15 protein-coding genes are annotated in these 15,607 nt (G+C 71.2%); 4 read left to right on the top strand and 11 right to left on the bottom strand.

Annotated features, from left to right (window positions below; genetic code table 11):
* The first annotated feature begins 58 nt into the window (after positions 1–58).
* Together aac(6') and ACZ6B8_RS34715 are read left to right on the top strand one after the other, a co-directional pair.
* Positions 59–532 carry an aminoglycoside 6'-N-acetyltransferase gene (gene aac(6'), locus ACZ6B8_RS34720; RefSeq protein ID WP_471609749.1) on the top strand — a complete coding sequence of 158 codons (474 nt, stop codon included), beginning with the start codon at positions 59–61 and terminating at the stop codon, positions 530–532.
* A 75-nt stretch (positions 533–607) separates the two neighbouring features.
* Positions 608–997 (top strand): hypothetical protein, encoded by a 390-nt coding sequence (locus ACZ6B8_RS34715; RefSeq protein ID WP_471609748.1) that lies wholly within the window; start codon positions 608–610, stop codon positions 995–997.
* Between the two features lie 50 nt (positions 998–1,047).
* Here the strand turns inward: ACZ6B8_RS34715 and ACZ6B8_RS34710 are convergent, their stop codons facing one another.
* From ACZ6B8_RS34710 to ACZ6B8_RS34670, 9 genes are all read right to left on the bottom strand, one after another.
* Positions 1,048–1,398, bottom strand: a complete 351-nt coding sequence (locus ACZ6B8_RS34710) for a hypothetical protein (RefSeq protein ID WP_471609747.1) — start codon at positions 1,396–1,398, stop codon at positions 1,048–1,050.
* A gap of 22 nt (positions 1,399–1,420) precedes the next feature.
* Positions 1,421–2,245 (bottom strand): class II fructose-bisphosphate aldolase, encoded by an 825-nt coding sequence (locus ACZ6B8_RS34705; protein ID WP_471609746.1) that lies wholly within the window; start codon positions 2,243–2,245, stop codon positions 1,421–1,423.
* Between the two features lie 104 nt (positions 2,246–2,349).
* Positions 2,350–3,270, bottom strand: a complete 921-nt coding sequence (locus ACZ6B8_RS34700; protein WP_471609745.1) for an SIS domain-containing protein — start codon at positions 3,268–3,270, stop codon at positions 2,350–2,352.
* Positions 3,271–3,401: 131 nt separating this feature from the next.
* Positions 3,402–4,715, bottom strand: coding sequence for an alpha-galactosidase (gene melA, locus ACZ6B8_RS34695; RefSeq protein ID WP_471609744.1), 1,314 nt, complete (start codon positions 4,713–4,715; stop codon positions 3,402–3,404).
* Positions 4,712–5,668, bottom strand: coding sequence for a carbohydrate kinase family protein (locus tag ACZ6B8_RS34690; protein ID WP_471609743.1), 957 nt, complete (start codon positions 5,666–5,668; stop codon positions 4,712–4,714). Before ACZ6B8_RS34690 ends, melA begins: the two co-directional genes overlap by 4 nt.
* A 112-nt stretch (positions 5,669–5,780) precedes the next feature.
* Entirely contained in the window at positions 5,781–6,668 is an 888-nt protein-coding gene (locus ACZ6B8_RS34685; protein WP_471072017.1) for a carbohydrate ABC transporter permease, read from the bottom strand.
* On the bottom strand, positions 6,665–7,678 hold the full coding sequence (locus ACZ6B8_RS34680) for a carbohydrate ABC transporter permease (protein ID WP_471609742.1): 1,014 nt from the start codon (positions 7,676–7,678) through the stop codon (positions 6,665–6,667). Before ACZ6B8_RS34680 ends, ACZ6B8_RS34685 begins: the two co-directional genes overlap by 4 nt.
* Positions 7,679–7,687: 9 nt before the next feature.
* Positions 7,688–9,016, bottom strand: a complete 1,329-nt coding sequence (locus ACZ6B8_RS34675; protein WP_471609741.1) for an ABC transporter substrate-binding protein — start codon at positions 9,014–9,016, stop codon at positions 7,688–7,690.
* A gap of 105 nt (positions 9,017–9,121) precedes the next feature.
* On the bottom strand, positions 9,122–9,910 hold the full coding sequence (locus tag ACZ6B8_RS34670; protein WP_471609740.1) for an endo alpha-1,4 polygalactosaminidase: 789 nt from the start codon (positions 9,908–9,910) through the stop codon (positions 9,122–9,124).
* Positions 9,911–10,212: 302 nt separating this feature from the next.
* On the opposite strand from ACZ6B8_RS34670, the gene ACZ6B8_RS34665 reads away from it, so the two are divergent.
* Both ACZ6B8_RS34665 and ACZ6B8_RS34660 read left to right on the top strand, forming a co-directional pair.
* The gene (locus ACZ6B8_RS34665) at positions 10,213–10,974 is read left to right on the top strand and encodes a DeoR/GlpR family DNA-binding transcription regulator (RefSeq protein ID WP_471072006.1); all 762 of its coding nucleotides are present in this window, start codon (positions 10,213–10,215) and stop codon (positions 10,972–10,974) included.
* Between the two features lie 150 nt (positions 10,975–11,124).
* Positions 11,125–12,303: a serine hydrolase domain-containing protein gene (locus ACZ6B8_RS34660; protein ID WP_471072003.1), complete on the top strand. Its 1,179-nt coding sequence runs from the start codon at positions 11,125–11,127 to the stop codon at positions 12,301–12,303.
* A 42-nt stretch (positions 12,304–12,345) separates the two neighbouring features.
* Here the strand turns inward: ACZ6B8_RS34660 and ACZ6B8_RS34655 are convergent, their stop codons facing one another.
* Both ACZ6B8_RS34655 and ACZ6B8_RS34650 read right to left on the bottom strand, forming a co-directional pair.
* Entirely contained in the window at positions 12,346–12,987 is a 642-nt protein-coding gene (locus ACZ6B8_RS34655) for a class I SAM-dependent methyltransferase (protein ID WP_471609739.1), read from the bottom strand.
* 65 nt (positions 12,988–13,052) lie between these two features.
* Positions 13,053–15,602: a RiPP maturation radical SAM C-methyltransferase gene (locus tag ACZ6B8_RS34650; RefSeq protein WP_471609738.1), complete on the bottom strand. Its 2,550-nt coding sequence runs from the start codon at positions 15,600–15,602 to the stop codon at positions 13,053–13,055.
* Positions 15,603–15,607 lie beyond the last annotated feature (5 nt).

The raw sequence follows: 15,607 nt of genomic DNA, 5'->3' as shown, positions 1-15,607 counted from the left end.
ACGCCGGCCCCCTTCAGCAATGCATCGAGGACCCAGTGCGGGAAGGAAGAATCAAGGCATGGAGCTCTACGGGGACAAGGTCGTACTGCGGACCGTGACCGAGGGTGATACCGAGATCCTCGCAAGGGTCGTACGCGAACCGGAGGTCGCGGCGTGGTGGTCGCCCCCGGACGACTACGAGGACATGCTGGCCGTCGTCTTCGAGGGTGAGGTCATCGGCGCCGTCCAGTACGACGAAGAGACCGATCCCGAGTTCCGTCGCGCAGGCATCGACGTCTTCTTGACGGCCACGCACCACGGGAAGGGACTCGGTGCCGATACGGTGCGCACACTGGCCCGGTGGCTGGTGGGAGAACGCGGCCATCACCGGCTGACCATCGATCCCGCCGCGGCCAACACCGCGGCGATCCGCTGTTACACCAAGGTCGGCTTCAAGCCCGTGGGAATCATGCGAGCGTACTGGCGCGATCACCGGACCAGCGCCTGGCAGGACGGATTGCTGATGGACCTCCTCGCGGAGGAGCTGTCCTGACGCGGTCGTCTCTCGAACGGACAAGTCCTCCTGCAAGGTGCCATCGCCCGCGGCCTCTTTGGGTAGCGTTCCGGTATGACGTCAGAGTCGCCCCGGTTTCCGCCGTATCCGATCCGCGGCGTGCGCGTGCTGCATCGACGGCAGAACTGCGCGCCGCAATTCGCGGAGATCGATGTCGATTTCGAGCCCGCGGCCGAGGGCTTCGTCTTTCAGACGGCCAGCGGGCTGACGGTGGAGTACGAACCTGCCGATGACCTGCCCCGCTTCTTCGCTGCCGCGGCCGCCGGCATCCAGGAACAACTGAGCCTGCCCGAACACGGAATCGTGACCGCCACGCGGGTGGTGCTGCGGCGTGCCCGCGCCGACGCGTTCGGCTCCCACGAGCTGGCGTTCAAGGTCGCCGGCTACCTCGCCGCCCGCAAGGCCCTGGAGCGCATCGGGTGCGCGGGGCACTCACCGCAATGACAGCCCGCCCGGCCCGCCCCCCAGCACGCCCCCTCTGACACACGGCACTCTCAGAGCCAGCGCTGAGCCGCCTCCACGCTGTCCCCGCCACTCGTGTTGAACGCGACCGCCGCCTGCGGCGCATGACGCCGTATCAGGTTCACCGTCTGCTCGAAGAGCGGCAGCAACTGTTCCGTCCTGCGTATCCCCGCGCCGACGACCACCACGTCCCACGCCCGCTCGGTGAGCGACGCGACGAGTGTGGGCTCGGCCGTCTCGCCGTACACGACCAGCGCCATGGCCGCGTCGATGCCGTGCTCCCCGAACCGGGCCAGTTCCTGGTCCAGGGCCTGACGAAGGCCCTCCGCGTCGGCTCCGGGAATCGCCTCTGGGTCGTAACCCACCACAAGTGCAGAAGACATGGCGTCAATCTACGGCAGGCACCTAAGAGGCGAAGAGCCGCAGCAGCCTGGCCACCTCCGTCGCCATCGCCGCACGTCCCCGGCCCACATAGCGCCGCGGATCGACGACCTCGGGCCCGGACATCAGCACATCGCGCACCGCCGCGGTGAAGACCGTGTTGAGGTGCGTCGAAATATTGATCTTGCGGATCCCCGCCGTCGCCGCCGCGGCCAGTGTCGCGTCGTCGGCGCCCGACGAACCGTGCAGGACGAGCGGCACCGGCACCGCCGCCCGCAACTCCCGTACGAGCTCCAGGTCGAGTCGGGCGGTGCGTTCCGTCATGTGGTGCGACGTGCCGACCGCCACCGCGAGGGCGTCCACGCCGGTGTCCGCCACGAACCGCGCCGCCTCGCCGGGATCGGTGCGCACCCCGGGCGCGTGCGCGCCGTCCTTGCCGCCGATCTCACCGAGCTCCGCCTCCAGGAACACGCCGTGCTCCCGGCAGTGGCGTGCGATGCGGCGGGTGTGGGCGACGTTCTCCTGCCAGGAGAGCGCGGCGCCGTCGTACATCACGGACGTGAAGCCCAGGGAGACCGCCTCCTCGATCAGGTCGGGGCGGGTGGCGTGGTCCAGGTGCAGGGCCGCGGGCACGCACGCGTCGCCGAGAGCGGTGCGGGCCGCCGCCGCGAGCGGGCCCAGGGAGCCGTGGTGGGCGACGGCGTTCTCGCTGATCTGCACGATCACCGGCAGCCGTTCCCGCTCGGCACCGATGAGGATGGCCTCCAACTGCTCGATGAGGGCCACGTTGAAGGCGCCCACCGCGGCGAAGGTGCTGTGGAGCATGTCGTACGGGCTGACCAGAGGCATGGTGTGAGCTCCGGGTTCGGGCGGACGGGGGATCGGGGGCAGGAGAGCAGGAGAGCAGGAGGGGACACGGACGCGGAGGACGCCGGGCGCGGGGCGGGCCCCGGTCAGGCCAGGACCACGGACCGCGTCAGATGGGCCGGGCGGTCGGGATCGCGCCCGGCGTCCTCGGCGAGCCGTACGGCCAGGCGCTGTGCGAGGACGAGTTCCGCGAGCGGGTCCATCTCCGGTCGCCGCAGATGGGCACCGGTGCCCTCGATGCGCTGCGCGAGTTCCGCGGGCAGCGGGGAGAGGCTCCACACGGCCCGGCCGGGGCCCGCGACGGCGATGGGACCGTGCCGGTACTCCGGGACCGGGTAGGACTCCGTCCAGTGGGCCGCGGCCTCGCGCACCTTGAGGGCGGCCTCGTGGGCGAGCCCCGCCTGCCAGCCCTCGCCGAGGAACGTGATCTGCTCGGCCCTCAGCAGTTCCGGGTCGAGCGGGGCACCGAGCGCGGATTCGACGTCGGCCTGTGCCCGCTCGACCGGGTGGCCCAAGTGGGCCATGAGAAGGATCAGTTGGGTCGTGGGGTAGCGGGTCTGGACGACGGAGCGTTCGTCGGCCTCCTCCAGCGCGATGACGTCGTGGGCCACGCGCGCGGCCGGTGAGTCGGGCACCGCCGTGATCGTGGTGACGCGGGCGGCCGGGTCGGCGCCGGCGAGCGCGGTGAGGATCTCGGTGGTGGTGCCCGAGCGGGTCAGGGCGATGATCCGGTCGTAGCGCCGGCTCAGCCGGGCGGCCGACGCGGGGAAGGCGTCGGTGGGCCCGTGCCCGGCGTCCTCGCGCAGGTGGGCGTAGGCCTGGGCCATGAAGAGCGAGGTCCCGCAGCCGATCACGGCGACGTGCTCACCCCTCGTCGGCAGCGCGGGGGCGACGTCGGGCAGGAGCCCGAGCGCGTTCTTCCAGCACTGCGGCTGAGTGGCGATCTCCTGGCTCGTGAGGGATGCGGGGGATGAGGAGGCCGGGGATGCGGCGGGCGTGCGGGGCATGAAAGTCGCTTCCTGTACGGAGTGAGAGGGGGCAGGCACGGGGGTGGGAGGGGAGGGCGGTGCGACGGTCAGGGGTGGGGACGGGGCAGCCGGCGCCGCGGCGACCCGCGCTGCCCGGTCGTCCCCCGGACTCAGTCGTCCATCAGCGTCACCCGCAGCGCCGGCTGCAGCAGATCCGAGTGCGCCCGCACCATGTCGTCGCACAGCCGCCAGATCTGATTTACCGTCAAGGCCGCCGCCGTGGCCGGGTCCGTCATGGCCGCGTGGCGGATGTGGCGCGGCTCGTCGTCGACGGCCGCACGGACGACGAGGTCGTTCATGCTCAGATACGTACGGTTGAGCGCCGCCAGCTGCGGCGGCAGGGCGCCGGCGCGGGTCGGCTGGATGCCCGCCGCGTCGACCAGGCAGGGCACCTCGACGACGCCGTGGGCCGGCAGGTTGTCGATCAGGCCGTGGTTGGGGACGTTGCCGTAGACGGTGTGCGGCGTACCGGTGACCATGCTGTGGATGATCTGCGGGGCGTACTCCATGGTGCCCTCGACGGCGAGCGGTGCGCCGTCGGCGAGCGCGTCGCGGGTGTGCCGGTACTCGGCGACGTTCTCGTCGACGATGCCGAGGTAGGCGCCGACCGGCAGCCGCAGCCGTTCGATCTCGCTGTCGTGGTGCAGATACCAGGGCACGTACTCCGAGGAGTGCTCGCTGGTCTCGGTCGGGTAGTAGCCGAGCCGCCGGTACATGTCGACCCGCACCCGGCGCCGCAACTGCCCGTCCTGCGCGATGAGTTCGTCGAGACGGGGGTAGAGGTCGGCGCCCTCGTGCTCGAAACGCAGCACCCACGCCTGGTGGTTGACGCCGGCGGCCCGGTAGGTGATCTCCTCGTACGGGACGCCCACGAGCTTGGCCAGGTCCTGCATGGTCCAGTACACCGAGTGGCACAGGCCGACCACCTTGGTCAGGCCGGTGGCCTCGGTGAGGTACTGGACGTTCATGGCCATGGGGTTGGTGTAGTTGAGCAGCCAGGCGTCGGGGCAGAGTTCGGCGATGTCCGCGCCGAGCCGCTTCAGGAACGGGAAGGTGCGCAGCGCGCGGAAGATGCCGCCGACGCCGAGGGTGTCGCCGATGGTCTGCCGCACCCCGTACCGGGCCGGCACGTCGAAGTCCGTACGCGTGGACTCGCCCATCCCGATCTGCACGATGTTGATGACGAAGTCGGCGCCGTCCAGGGCTTCCCTGCGGTCGGCGTGGGCGCTGATGCGGGGACCGGCGCGCAGCTCGCGCGCGATGTGGCGGGCCGCGCCCTCGGCGGTGGCCAGCCGCTCGGCGTCGATGTCGTGCAGGGCGATGTGCGCGTTCTTCAGCTCCGGGAAGGCGAAGAGGTCGGCGAGCAGTCCCTGGGTGAAGACGACGCTTCCGGCGCCGATGAAGGCGATCTTGGGTCGGGTCATGACGCGTGTGCTCCGGTGGCAGAGAGATGGGCGAGGGTTTCGTCCCAGGTGGGCTGGGCGGCCGTGCCGCCCAGGGCCCTCGTGGACAGGGCTCCGCACGCGGCCGCGAACTGCAGTGCCCGGTGCGGAGGTTGACGGCGGAGCGTGGCGGCGACGAACCCGGCGTCGAAGCTGTCACCGGCGCCGACCGTGTCCGTCGGCGTCACGGCGATGCCCGGTGCGCTCATCAGCGAGCGTCCGTCGTGGCACAGGGCGCCGTCCGCGCCGTTCTTGACGGCGACGAGCGGGACCCGATCGGCGAGGAGCGCGGCGGCCCGCTGCGGGGTGTCGGCGGCGGGGCCCGCGAGGTGCATGGCCTCCCGGGCGTTGGGCAGCAGGATGTCGGTCTGCTCCAGGGCCGCGTCGAGGGCGGCCCCGTCCCAGCGTCCGGACGGGTCGTCCTGAGTGTCAAGGGACGTCGTGGCACCGTGGCCGCGGGCGGCGCGCAGCAGCTCCGGCAGGTCGTCGGCGAGCCTCGGCTGGAGGAAGTACGAGGCCGCGTGGACGTGCCGGGTGCCGGACAGCAGCTCGCGGGGGACGTCCCGGCCGCTGGTGGTGGTGAGGGTGCCGGGCGCCGTGAGGATGGCGCGGTCGTCACCGCGGGTGAGGACGACGGTCAGGGGCGTGGGCCGGTCGGGGTCCAGGGTCAGGGCCCGGGTGTCGACGCCGTGCGCGGTGAGGGCGTCGCGCATGTAACGGCCCGCGTCGTCGTCCCCGACACGGCCCGCGAAGGCCACGCGCAGACCGAGGCGGGCGGCCCCGCAGGCCATGATCGCGGCGGAGCCGCCGACGACGAGCGATCCGGAGTCGGTGAGCTGTTCGCGCTGGCCGAAGGCGAGCGGTTCGGTGAGCGGGCCGAGGATGACATCGGGGTTGGCGTCTCCGATGACGAGCAGGTCGTACGGGGTGGGCATCGCTGTCCTTCGGACGGGCGGACGGGCGGAAGGTGACGGAGGGCGGAGGGCGGAGGGCGGGCGCACAGACGTACCCGAGTCGACGGTCAGCCCCGAATCGCAAGAGGCGCCATCACCCCTTCAGGCCGCTGGAGGTCACCGAGCGGATGAAGGCCTTCTGCGCGAGGAGGAACGCGACGAGGACCGGAAGGACCGTCAGGACGTTGCCCGCCATCACCGCCGACCACCGGGTGTGGTGCTGCCCCTGGAAGGTGGTCAGACCCAGTTGCAGCGTGTACTGCGTGTCGTGGTTGATGGCGATCAGCGGCCAGGTCAGGTCGTTCCATGTGGTGAGGAACGTCAGTACGGCGACGGTGGAGAGCGCCGGCCTCGCCAGCGGCAGGACGATCGACCGGATGACCCGCAGCCGGGAGCAGCCGTCGATCCACGCGGCCTCCTCCAGCTCGCGGGGGAGCGAGAGGAAGAACTGCCGCAGCAGGAACACCGCGAACGGCGTGACGAGCGCGGGCACGATCAGCGCCCCGAGCGTGTCGATGAGCCCGAGCTTCTTCATCACCAGGAAGGTGGGGATCATCGTCAGCTGGAACGGGATCGCCATGGTCGCCATCATCAGGACGAGCAGCACCCGCGAACCGGCGAACCGCATCCGGGCGAACGCGTAGCCGCCGAGCACCCCGAACACCAGGTTGGAGGTGACGGCGACCGCGGAGACGATCACCGAGTTCAGCAGCCAGCGCGGGAACATGGCGTTGCCGAGGACGTAGGTGTACCCGCCCAGGTCGATCTTGGAGGGCCAGAGCGCCGGCGGGAAGCGGTTGATCTCGGCGTTGCTCATCAGCGAGCTGAGCACGAGCCACACCAGGGGCAGGGCGAACAGCGCGGCCAGGGGCGCGAGCAGCAGATGCCGGCCGCTGAACGGAAGCCGGGGCCGGCGCCGCGCGGTGGGGAGGGCCGTCGGACGGGAGCTGAGCGGTGACGGCTCGGTGGTGGTCGCGGTCATGAGGTGGCTGCTTTCGTACGAGGGGTGCGCTCGCGGCGGACCACGCGCACCACGAGGGCCGCGAGCAGCAGCGCCAGGGCGAGCACGTAGGCGGCGGCCGCTCCGTACCCGGCGGTGAACTCCTTGAAGGCCTGCTCCCAGATGAAGTAGACGATCACGGTGGTCGAGCCCAGGGGCCCGCCCTTGGTGGTCACGTAGACGAGGTCGAAGACCTGGAGCGACTGGATGGTCTGCCACAGCAGCAAAAACACGCTCACCGGGGTGAGCGCCGGCAGCGTCACGTGCCGCAGGATCTGCGCCCGCCCGGCACCGTCCAGCCGGGCGGCCTCGACCAGGGACTGCTGGACGTCCTGGAGCGCCGCCAGATAGATGACCGTGCACAGGCCCGTACCGCTCCACAGGGTGATGACGACCAGGAGAGGCAGCGCCTGCGAGGGGTCGCTGAGGAAGCCCTGCGGGGAGATGCCCAGGTGGTGCAGGAGCGAGTTGGCCGCGCCGAACTCCGGGTCGAGGATGAAGGAGAAGAGCACGCCCTGTGCGGTGGCGGAGACGACGAAGGGGACGAAGAACAGCGTCCGGTAGAGCCCGACGAAGCGGATGCGCCGATTGAGCGCGAGGGCCAGGCCGAGCCCGATGGCGATGCTGAGGGGCACGTACAGCACCGTGTAGAGGACGGTGTTCCGCACGGCCTGGTGGAAGTTCGGGTCCTGGCGCAGGGCGTGGTAGTTGTCGAGGCCCACCCAACGGCTGGGCGTGACAAGGTCGTTGGCCTGGAAGGACAGCAGCAGCGACCAGATGACCGGCAGCACGCTCAGGCCGAGGATGACGAGCACGCCGGGCGAGACGAACGCCCAGGCCGTGGCCGCCTCCCCGCGGCGTCGCCGGCGCAGGGCGCGCGGCTCCGGCCGATGGTGCGGCTCCTTCCGACGCCGGGAGTCCTGAGGCTCTTCGGAACGCTGGGGTTCACTCGACTGCTGCGGTAGGGTCAGTGGTGCGGGAAGTCGGGGCATGTCAGGTCCTCAACGCGGTATCAGCAGAGCGGCGTTGGACTCCTCGGCGCAGGAACGCACCGCGTCGGCGGGGCTCTTGCGGCCGAGCAGCACGGCGACGACGGCCTGCCCCAGGGCGCGCGAGACGCGGGGGTAGGCCGGGTGCACGGGGCGTACGCGGGCCGAGGCGACCGCCTCGGTGAACACGGAAAGGCCGGGGGTACGGGCGGCGTGCGCGCGCCAGGCCGGGCGGTCCTCGCTGCGACGGCTCAGCGGCAGGCTCCCCGCCTCCACGTCCCAGCGGCTGTCCTGGGCGGGCTGGGTCAGCCAGGTGACGAAGGTGCGGGCGGCCCTCACCCGGGCGGCGCCGTTGTCGAACAGCGTCCAGGTGTCGGGCCCGGAGATGGTCATGGGGCGGCGGCTGAAGGTCGGCAGCGGGACGACGTGGTAGTCGACCTCGGCCTGCTCGATGTCCGGCAGCTGCCACGGGGCGGTCGGCACCATGCCCATCCGGCCGGAGAGGAAGACCTGGTACATCTGCTCGCTGCCGGGCTTGGGGTCGATGTAGACGCTTCTGTCGTCCGCCAGCTCCTTGACGACCTCCAGGGCGCGGACGCCTTCCTTCTCGAAGCCGATGCTCCGCCCGTCCTCCGCGATCACCTCCCCGCCGAGGTCCCACACCAGCGGCCACAGCCGCCACACGGTGTCCTCGTCGCCGGTGCCGGGCCAGCCGGTGCCGAACCGCCCCTTGGCGGCGTCGGTGAGGCGGCGCGCGGTGTCGGTGAACTCCCGCCAGGTCCAGCCCGCCTCGGGCAGTTCGACCCCGGCCTCGGCGAACACCTTCTTGTTGCAGACGACGGCCAGGGCGTCGAGGAGGGCGGGCACCGCGCGGACCCGGCCGTTGACGGTGACGGCCTCGCGGGCCGGCGCGTGGTAGTTGCGCCACGGCGTCGGTCCCCGCCGCACCTGTTCGGTCAGGTCGACCACCTGCGGGCTCCGGGCCACGCTGGCGAGGTCGGAGCCGAAGACGTAGGCGATGTCGGGGTAGGCGCCGGAGGCGAGCGCGGCCGTCACCTTCTGCAGCATGGCGTCGGCCAGCACTCCGCCGCCCATGTCCACGCGGATGTCGGGGTGGAGGCGTTCGAACTCCGCGGCCAGACTCTTGATGACCTTCGCCGCGGTGTCGTTCTGGCCGTGCCACATCTGGATCGTGACGCGGCCGTCGTCACCCGCTCCGTCGGCGGCGCCCGCCGCGCAGCCGGCCAGGCCGCCGCCGGCCGCCGCGAGCGCACCGGCACCGCCGACGCGCAGCACACCGCGCCGGGTCAGGGCGCCGGGCGCGCGGGGGACTGCTGACATCACTACCTCCAGAGGGTCGGGCGCGAGGCGGAGAGGGGCGAGTGGCGGGTACGCCGGGTTCCGGGACGTCCGGAACCCCGGCGGCCGGCACCCCGGCGGTCGAGCTCAGCAGGTCTGCCGGAGGTACCCGCTGCCGCCCGCGGGCGAGACGCCGACGTCACGGCGGACGATGCTCAGCCGGTCGCCCCAGCCCGCGCAGGCCTTGCGCAGACCGTCGGCCGAGTACTCGACGACGAGGACGTGATCACCGAACGCGTCCGTGTACTTCCCGCACTCGTCCCACTCCCCGCACTCCTCGGCGACGGCGAAGTCGAGGCCGGTCTCCTCGCGGTCGGCGGCCAGGTCCGGCGTGTTCTTCTGCGCCATGGCCAGCCCCTCGGCGTGGGCGTGCGCGGACAGCAGCGCGATGAAGGCCTTGGCCTGGCCCGCCTTCAGCTGGTGGGGGAAGCGGGTGTACGTGTCGTAGTTGTCGGGCTCGACGGCCTGGAAGCCCTTGTCGGCGCAGGAGTCGATCCACCCGTTGACCTTGGCGGCGATGCGCTCGCGCTTGTCGGCGGTACGGATGTCGAGGACGGCCTCGCCCCAGTCGCCGTCGTAGACGACGTCACCGTTCGCGTCCCGCAGCAGCAGGTCGGGGTCCCACTCCCGCTCGGCGCCCGGCTGGGCCTGGAACGCGTTGACGTAACAGAGGTTGTACAGGCCGTCGACGGGGGAGGCGCCGCGGTCGCGGCTGACGGTCCGCACGCCGGCGGGCGGGGTGTAGGCGCCGCCGATCTGGTAGTCGAAACCGGCCCGCGGGGAGGGCAGTTCGACGGCCGACGGACCGGCCGCCGCGGAGGAGGGGGCGAGCAGGCAGGCCGCCGCGGTGGCCGTAAGGGCCGCGGCCGCCGTCATACACCTGCGCACAACATGATTGAGGCTCATCGGTGAGCTCCAGCTGTGGGGGGCACGGCCCCGCCTCGGAACCCGCGAAGGGGCCCTGGCGACTCAGTCCGGGCTCATGGCGAAGGCCAACTACCGGCTGGGCGTACCTCTGCGCCGCGTGCTCGACACCGGCGTTGCCAGGGAGTAAATCGATCCCCTTCAGCCATGTCAAGGGATCGGTTTTGCTCGAATCACCGCCCAACCGTGCATGGTCACGCGTGAATTGTGTGCGATCCATGAGCGAACGTGCTCGTCAGGGCTATGCTCACCGCGTGCTCAGAAGCGACCGCCACGCGCGGATACTCGACCACGTCGCCGCGCAGGGCAGCGCCGACGTGACACAGCTCGCGCGGTTGCTCGGCGTCTCGCAGGCCACGGTCCGCCGCGATCTGCGGCACCTGAGCGAGCAGCGGCTGCTCGACCGTACGCACGGGGGCGCGCTCCCCAGCGGATCGAGCATCGAGCTCCCCCTCCAGCACCGCGCCGACCAGCGCTCCCCGCAGAAACAGGCCATCGCGCGGGCCGCCGCCGCCCTCGTGCCCGACGGCGCGGTCGTCGGCCTCACCGGCGGCACCACCACCACCGAAGTGGCCCGCATCCTCGCCGACCGGGGCCCGGTCACCATCGTCACCAACGCCGTCAACATCGCGGCCAACCTGGTGCTCCGCCCGCACGTCACGCTGATCGTGATCGGCGGGACCGCCCGCAGCCAGAGCTACGAGCTCGTCGGCCCCATCGCCGAGAAGACCCTCGCCGATCACCACACGGACATCGCCTTCCTCGGCGTGGACGGCATCGGCGCGGCCCATGGCTGCACCACGTACGACCAGTTGGAGGCCGCGACCGACCGCGCCTTCGCCGCCCACGGCAGCCGCACCGTCGTGGTCGCCGACCACTCCAAGATCGGCAGGACCACCTTCGCCAAGATCTGCCCGGCAGCCGACGTGCACACCCTCATCACCGACTCCCACGCACCCACGGGGGAGCTGTCGGCCCTGGGCGACCTGGGGGTGCGGGTCACGGTGGTGGGCTGAGCGGGACGGGGCCGGGCTCGGCGCGGGCCCGCGCACCGCCCCCGTACGACGGGGCTCACGGCCGGATGGAGCAGAGCCGCGCGCGGATTCCCGACCACCGGGTGAAGCTGGACGCCCGTCCTCCCGCGCCGCCGCTCCAGGAGCCATCCCGTGCCGCTTCCCCGATCACCGCAGGTCCGCCTCCCCTTCGTCGCCCTGCTGGCCGCCGCCTGTGTCACCGGGCTCGTGCAGGCCCCAGCCCGGGCCGGCCAGGCCCCCGACCCCGCCGACGACAGCCGCGCACTGCGCCGGCAGCTGCGGGAACTGACCACCGCGCCCGACGGCCCGCCCGGAGCGATCGCCGTCCTCAAGCGCGGGTCCCGCACCGAGGTGTACCGGGCCGGCGTCGCCGAGACCGGCTCCGGCCGCCCGATCCGGGTCACCGACCACATGCGCATCGCCAGTACGGCCAAGGCGTACAGCGGCGCCGTCGCCCTGCGGCTCGTGGACCGCGGCGAGCTGCGCCTGGACGACACCATCGGCAAGGTGCTTCCCCGGCAGCCGCGTGCCTGGCACCGGATCACGCTGCGCCAGCTCCTGAACCACACCAGCGGCCTGCCGGACTTCAGCACGAACCCGGAGTTCCTGAAACTGGTGACCGAGGATCCGCGCCGCCCCTTCGACTCGCGACGGCTGTTGGACTTCGTCGCCGACGAGCCGCCGGCATTCCGCCCGGGATCCCGGTACGCGTACTCCAACTCCGACAACATCGCCGTGGCCCTGATGGCCGAGGCGGCGACGGGACAGCGCTACGAGGCGCTGCTCGACCGGCTCGTGTACCGCCCACTGAACCTGCGCGGCACCAGTCTGCCGCAGGGCTACCGGATCCCCGAGCCGTACATGCACGGGTACGACGTCACCCCGTCGAACCCGCCCGAGGACATCAGCGAGGTGCTGAGCGCGTCGGGCGTGTGGGCATCGGGCGGGATCATCTCGACACCGAAGGACATGACGGCCTTCATCCGGGGCTACGCGGGCGGAAAGCTGATCTCCGACCGGACCCGGGACCAGCAGCTGCACTGGGTGAACGGCGCGTCCGAGCCCGCGGGCCCCGGGCAGAACAAGGCCGGTCTCGCCCTCTTCCGCTACAGCACGCGCTGCGGCGTCGTGTACGGCCATACGGGCAACTTCCCCGGCTACACGCAGCTGATCGCCGCCACCCCGGACGGCAAGCGGTCGCTGACCGTCTCCCTCACCACCCAGATCAACAAGACGAACAAGCCGGAGCTGCTGGCGCGGCTGCGGACCGTGGAGGAGAACTTCGTGTGCGCGCTGCTGCGCGGGAAGTAGGCGCGCGGGGAGGACCGAGCAGGCGGTGCGGTGCGGGCGGTGTCAGTTCTCCTTCCGCCGGAGCACGGCGTACCGGGCGGGCCAGTCCGTGATGCCCTTCCGGCGGCCGAAATCCGCGACGCGGAGGTCGAGCACCGTGAACCAGGGCGTCACGGTGTCGCGGAAGGTCTCCTCGGTGGTCCAGGACGGCCCAGCGGACTGGTCCAGGGCGTCCTCCTCGCTGAGGGCGGCGGCCCCGACATGGACCCACAGCCCGCCGGGACGGCACATCCGGGCCATCGCCGCGGCGAACGTACGACGCTCGTGGCGCGTGGGACGGGTATGCAGCACACCGCGGTCGAGGACCACCGGGTACGGGTCCGGGGGAGTGTGGTCGGTGACGTCGAGGACCTCGTAGCGCACCGCGGAACCGGCCGGCGTGCGACGCCGGGCGGCCTCGACCGCCCGGGCCGAGAAGTCGCAGGCCGTCACGGTGTAGGAGCGGTCGGCGAGCCACCGTGCCGTGGTGCCGAGCCCGCAGCCGACGTCCAGCACGCGGGCCGGGGGCGGGGCGTGCTCGGCGAGGATCTCGCCGAGCACGGGCGGCGGCTCCTCGTCCCAGCCGGCGACGGCGGAGCCGTAAGTGCGGTCCCATTCGGCCGCGTTGAGGGCGCGCAGCGGCGCGGCGGCTTCGCCCTGAGGCATGGTGGTCGATTCCCCTCTGCTGACGACGGTGGCCGGCGCCGGTCCTCCGCCGGCGGTTGTCCTCTTCAGCGCACGACCGGCCAGCGGGAGATGCGGGAGGGCAGCCACCAGAGACCGGAGCCGACCCGGTGAACGAGACCGGCCTTCACGAACGCTTCGATCTCCCGCTGCCGGAAGTCCGAGACCGCGGCGCCGTCCAGGAGCGACGCCAGCTTGCCCTGGTGCACCTTGCGCATGACGACGCGCCGCTGCGTCCCGTGGCGCAAGTCGGTGACCTCGACGAAGCCCACGCCGCGCCGGTAGCCGCACTTGTTCATGTGGAACGTGGCACGCCACTGGTCGAGGACGGCGTCACCGTCGGTTCCGGCCACTGAACGCGGCGGATACAGGTGGCTGAAGAGCCGCCACTGTCCGATGTCGGTGCCGAGGTCCAGATCCCAGTCGACGGAGACGCCGTGTCCGGTCAACTCCCGTACATGGGTGAGCCCCCGGACCGCCGTCCGATCGCTCTCGGGATCTCCGGGGACGAGGACGACGGGCTCGGGCAGCGCGACGTGCCGGGTGCCCCCTGCGACCAGGTCCGACACGGTCTGCACCGCGGTGTCCTCGTACCGGACCTCGCCCAGGAACATGCCGTCCCGGGTGCGCGTCACCACGTCGCGTTCCCGCCAGCACCGAAGCCCTGTCGCCGTCGCCACGCCCGCTTCCGGTGTCCGGCTGTGCGCGTCGTCGAGCAGCGCGGGCACCAGCGCCGGGCTGCCCTCACGGGTCACCCAGCGCATCAGATCCTGATTGGCCGCGAACGGAACGACGTGCACGGTCTGGCCGCCGTCGTCGAAGAGCAGGCCCAGAGTGCGCCAGTGGGCCAGCAGGGCCAACACGTGCTCCGCGGCGATGTCGTGCTCACCTTCGCGGAGTTTCTTCATCAACACATCGCCCGTGCACGGCTGTTCCAGCAGCCGGAAGGCGGCCATCTCCCAGGGTTCCTCGATGCTCAGCGTCCGCCAGGCGAAACCGGGACGGGTGTTGGTGAGGACGATGGAGTCCGTCAGGTCGCACTGCGTCAGCCGGCCGCGGGGGAACTCGTGGCGCCAGGTCTCGACGGCCTTCTCCAGCCGCTCCGCGTGCGTGGTGGAGATGCCTTGGTGCGCCGCGTCGAACACATAGGCCATGTCGCGGAGTTCGGACTCCGGGAGGTCGTAGATCACCGCGTAGTGCGCGGCGGGCCGCAGGTCGCCGAAGCCGAGTTCCGGGCGGTTGAAATAGGGGCTGAAGCGCTCGATGGCTATACGGGTGACTCCGTTGGGCGGAGCGAGGTGATGGATGGCGGGGAACTGGTCGATGACCGAGTCGTAGTCCTCTTCGGTCTCGGCGGGAAAGCCGAAGAGGTAGTTCCATACGACGCCGAGGCTCACCGATTCCGCGTCGCGCAGCATGCGCACGTTCTGGCAGCCGGTCACCCCCTTGTCCATGATTTTCAGGACGCGGCCGCTGAGACTCTCGATGCCGGGCTGTACGTAGTGAATGCCGGCGGCGACGAGGGAGCCGAGCTGTTCGCGGCGCATGTTGGACTTGATCTCGTAACTGATGCGCAGGTCGCATGCGGCCTCCGCGAGCCTCGGGACCACCGACCGGAGATAGGTCATGTCGAGGATGTTGTCGGCCACGGCGACGTTGAGCACCTGGTGACGTTCCGTCATCGCCAGCAGTTCGTCGACGAAATGATCCGGGCTCTTGCTGCGGAACTCCATGAACGAACCGTTGAGCCCGCAGAAGGTGCAGTGGTGTTTCTGGCCCCACCAGCAGCCGCGCGAGCTCTCCAGCACCAGATGCGGCTCGGCCATGGCCCTGGCGCGGGAGGCCGCGTGCTGCTCGAAATAGTCCGTGTAGTCCGGCGTGACCAGCGCCGACGCGGGCAGGGGGGCCGCGCTCATGGCGTTGGCGTGCGAGGCCCCCGCAGCGTCGCGCCAGCAGAGCCCGGGAATGTCCCCGGGGTCCGACCGGTCGCGGAGACAGGCCAGGAGGCGCGTGAACGACACCTCGCCCTCACCGCGGTTGACGTAGTCCACGAAAGGGAAGCCGCGGTGGAGCGCCGCCCCCTGCGGGCCGTCGCAATTGCCGCCGCCGAGCACCACGCACACCTCGGGCGCCGTCTTCTTGATGAGTCGCGCCGCGGCGAGGACGGCGCTGTTCTGCGCGAAGGTCGTCGAGAAGCCGACGACGTCGGGCCGCTCGGCGAGAATGCGGTCGACCAGGGACGCGATGTACTCGGGGGCGAGCGCGTGCAGTTGCCGCCCCTTGTTGAGCATGTCTCCCGGCACCGAACCCGCCACGAGGTCCGCGAATTCGGCATTGCGCCACTGCGGGTCGTCGTACAGGGCCGAGGAGAAGATCCACTCACTGTAGCCGGTGAAATAGGAGTCCCAGCAGAAGTTGTACTCCTCGCGCGTCAGACCCGCGCGTGCGGTGATCCAGTCGAGATAGTCCAGATTGGCGTTCACGACGTCGACGCGGCTGTCCGGGAACTCGTCCGCGACGCGACGCTTGAGAAGTCCCAGGGCCAGGGAAGGGAAGTCGATGGAGGCCCAGGGCATGTTGACCAAGGTGATGTGCACCGTGT

This window comes from Streptomyces sp. NPDC041122, assembly GCF_055592445.1.
The sequence above is the reverse complement of the archived record's forward strand: the minus strand, read 5'-3'. Positions and strand labels throughout refer to the sequence as shown.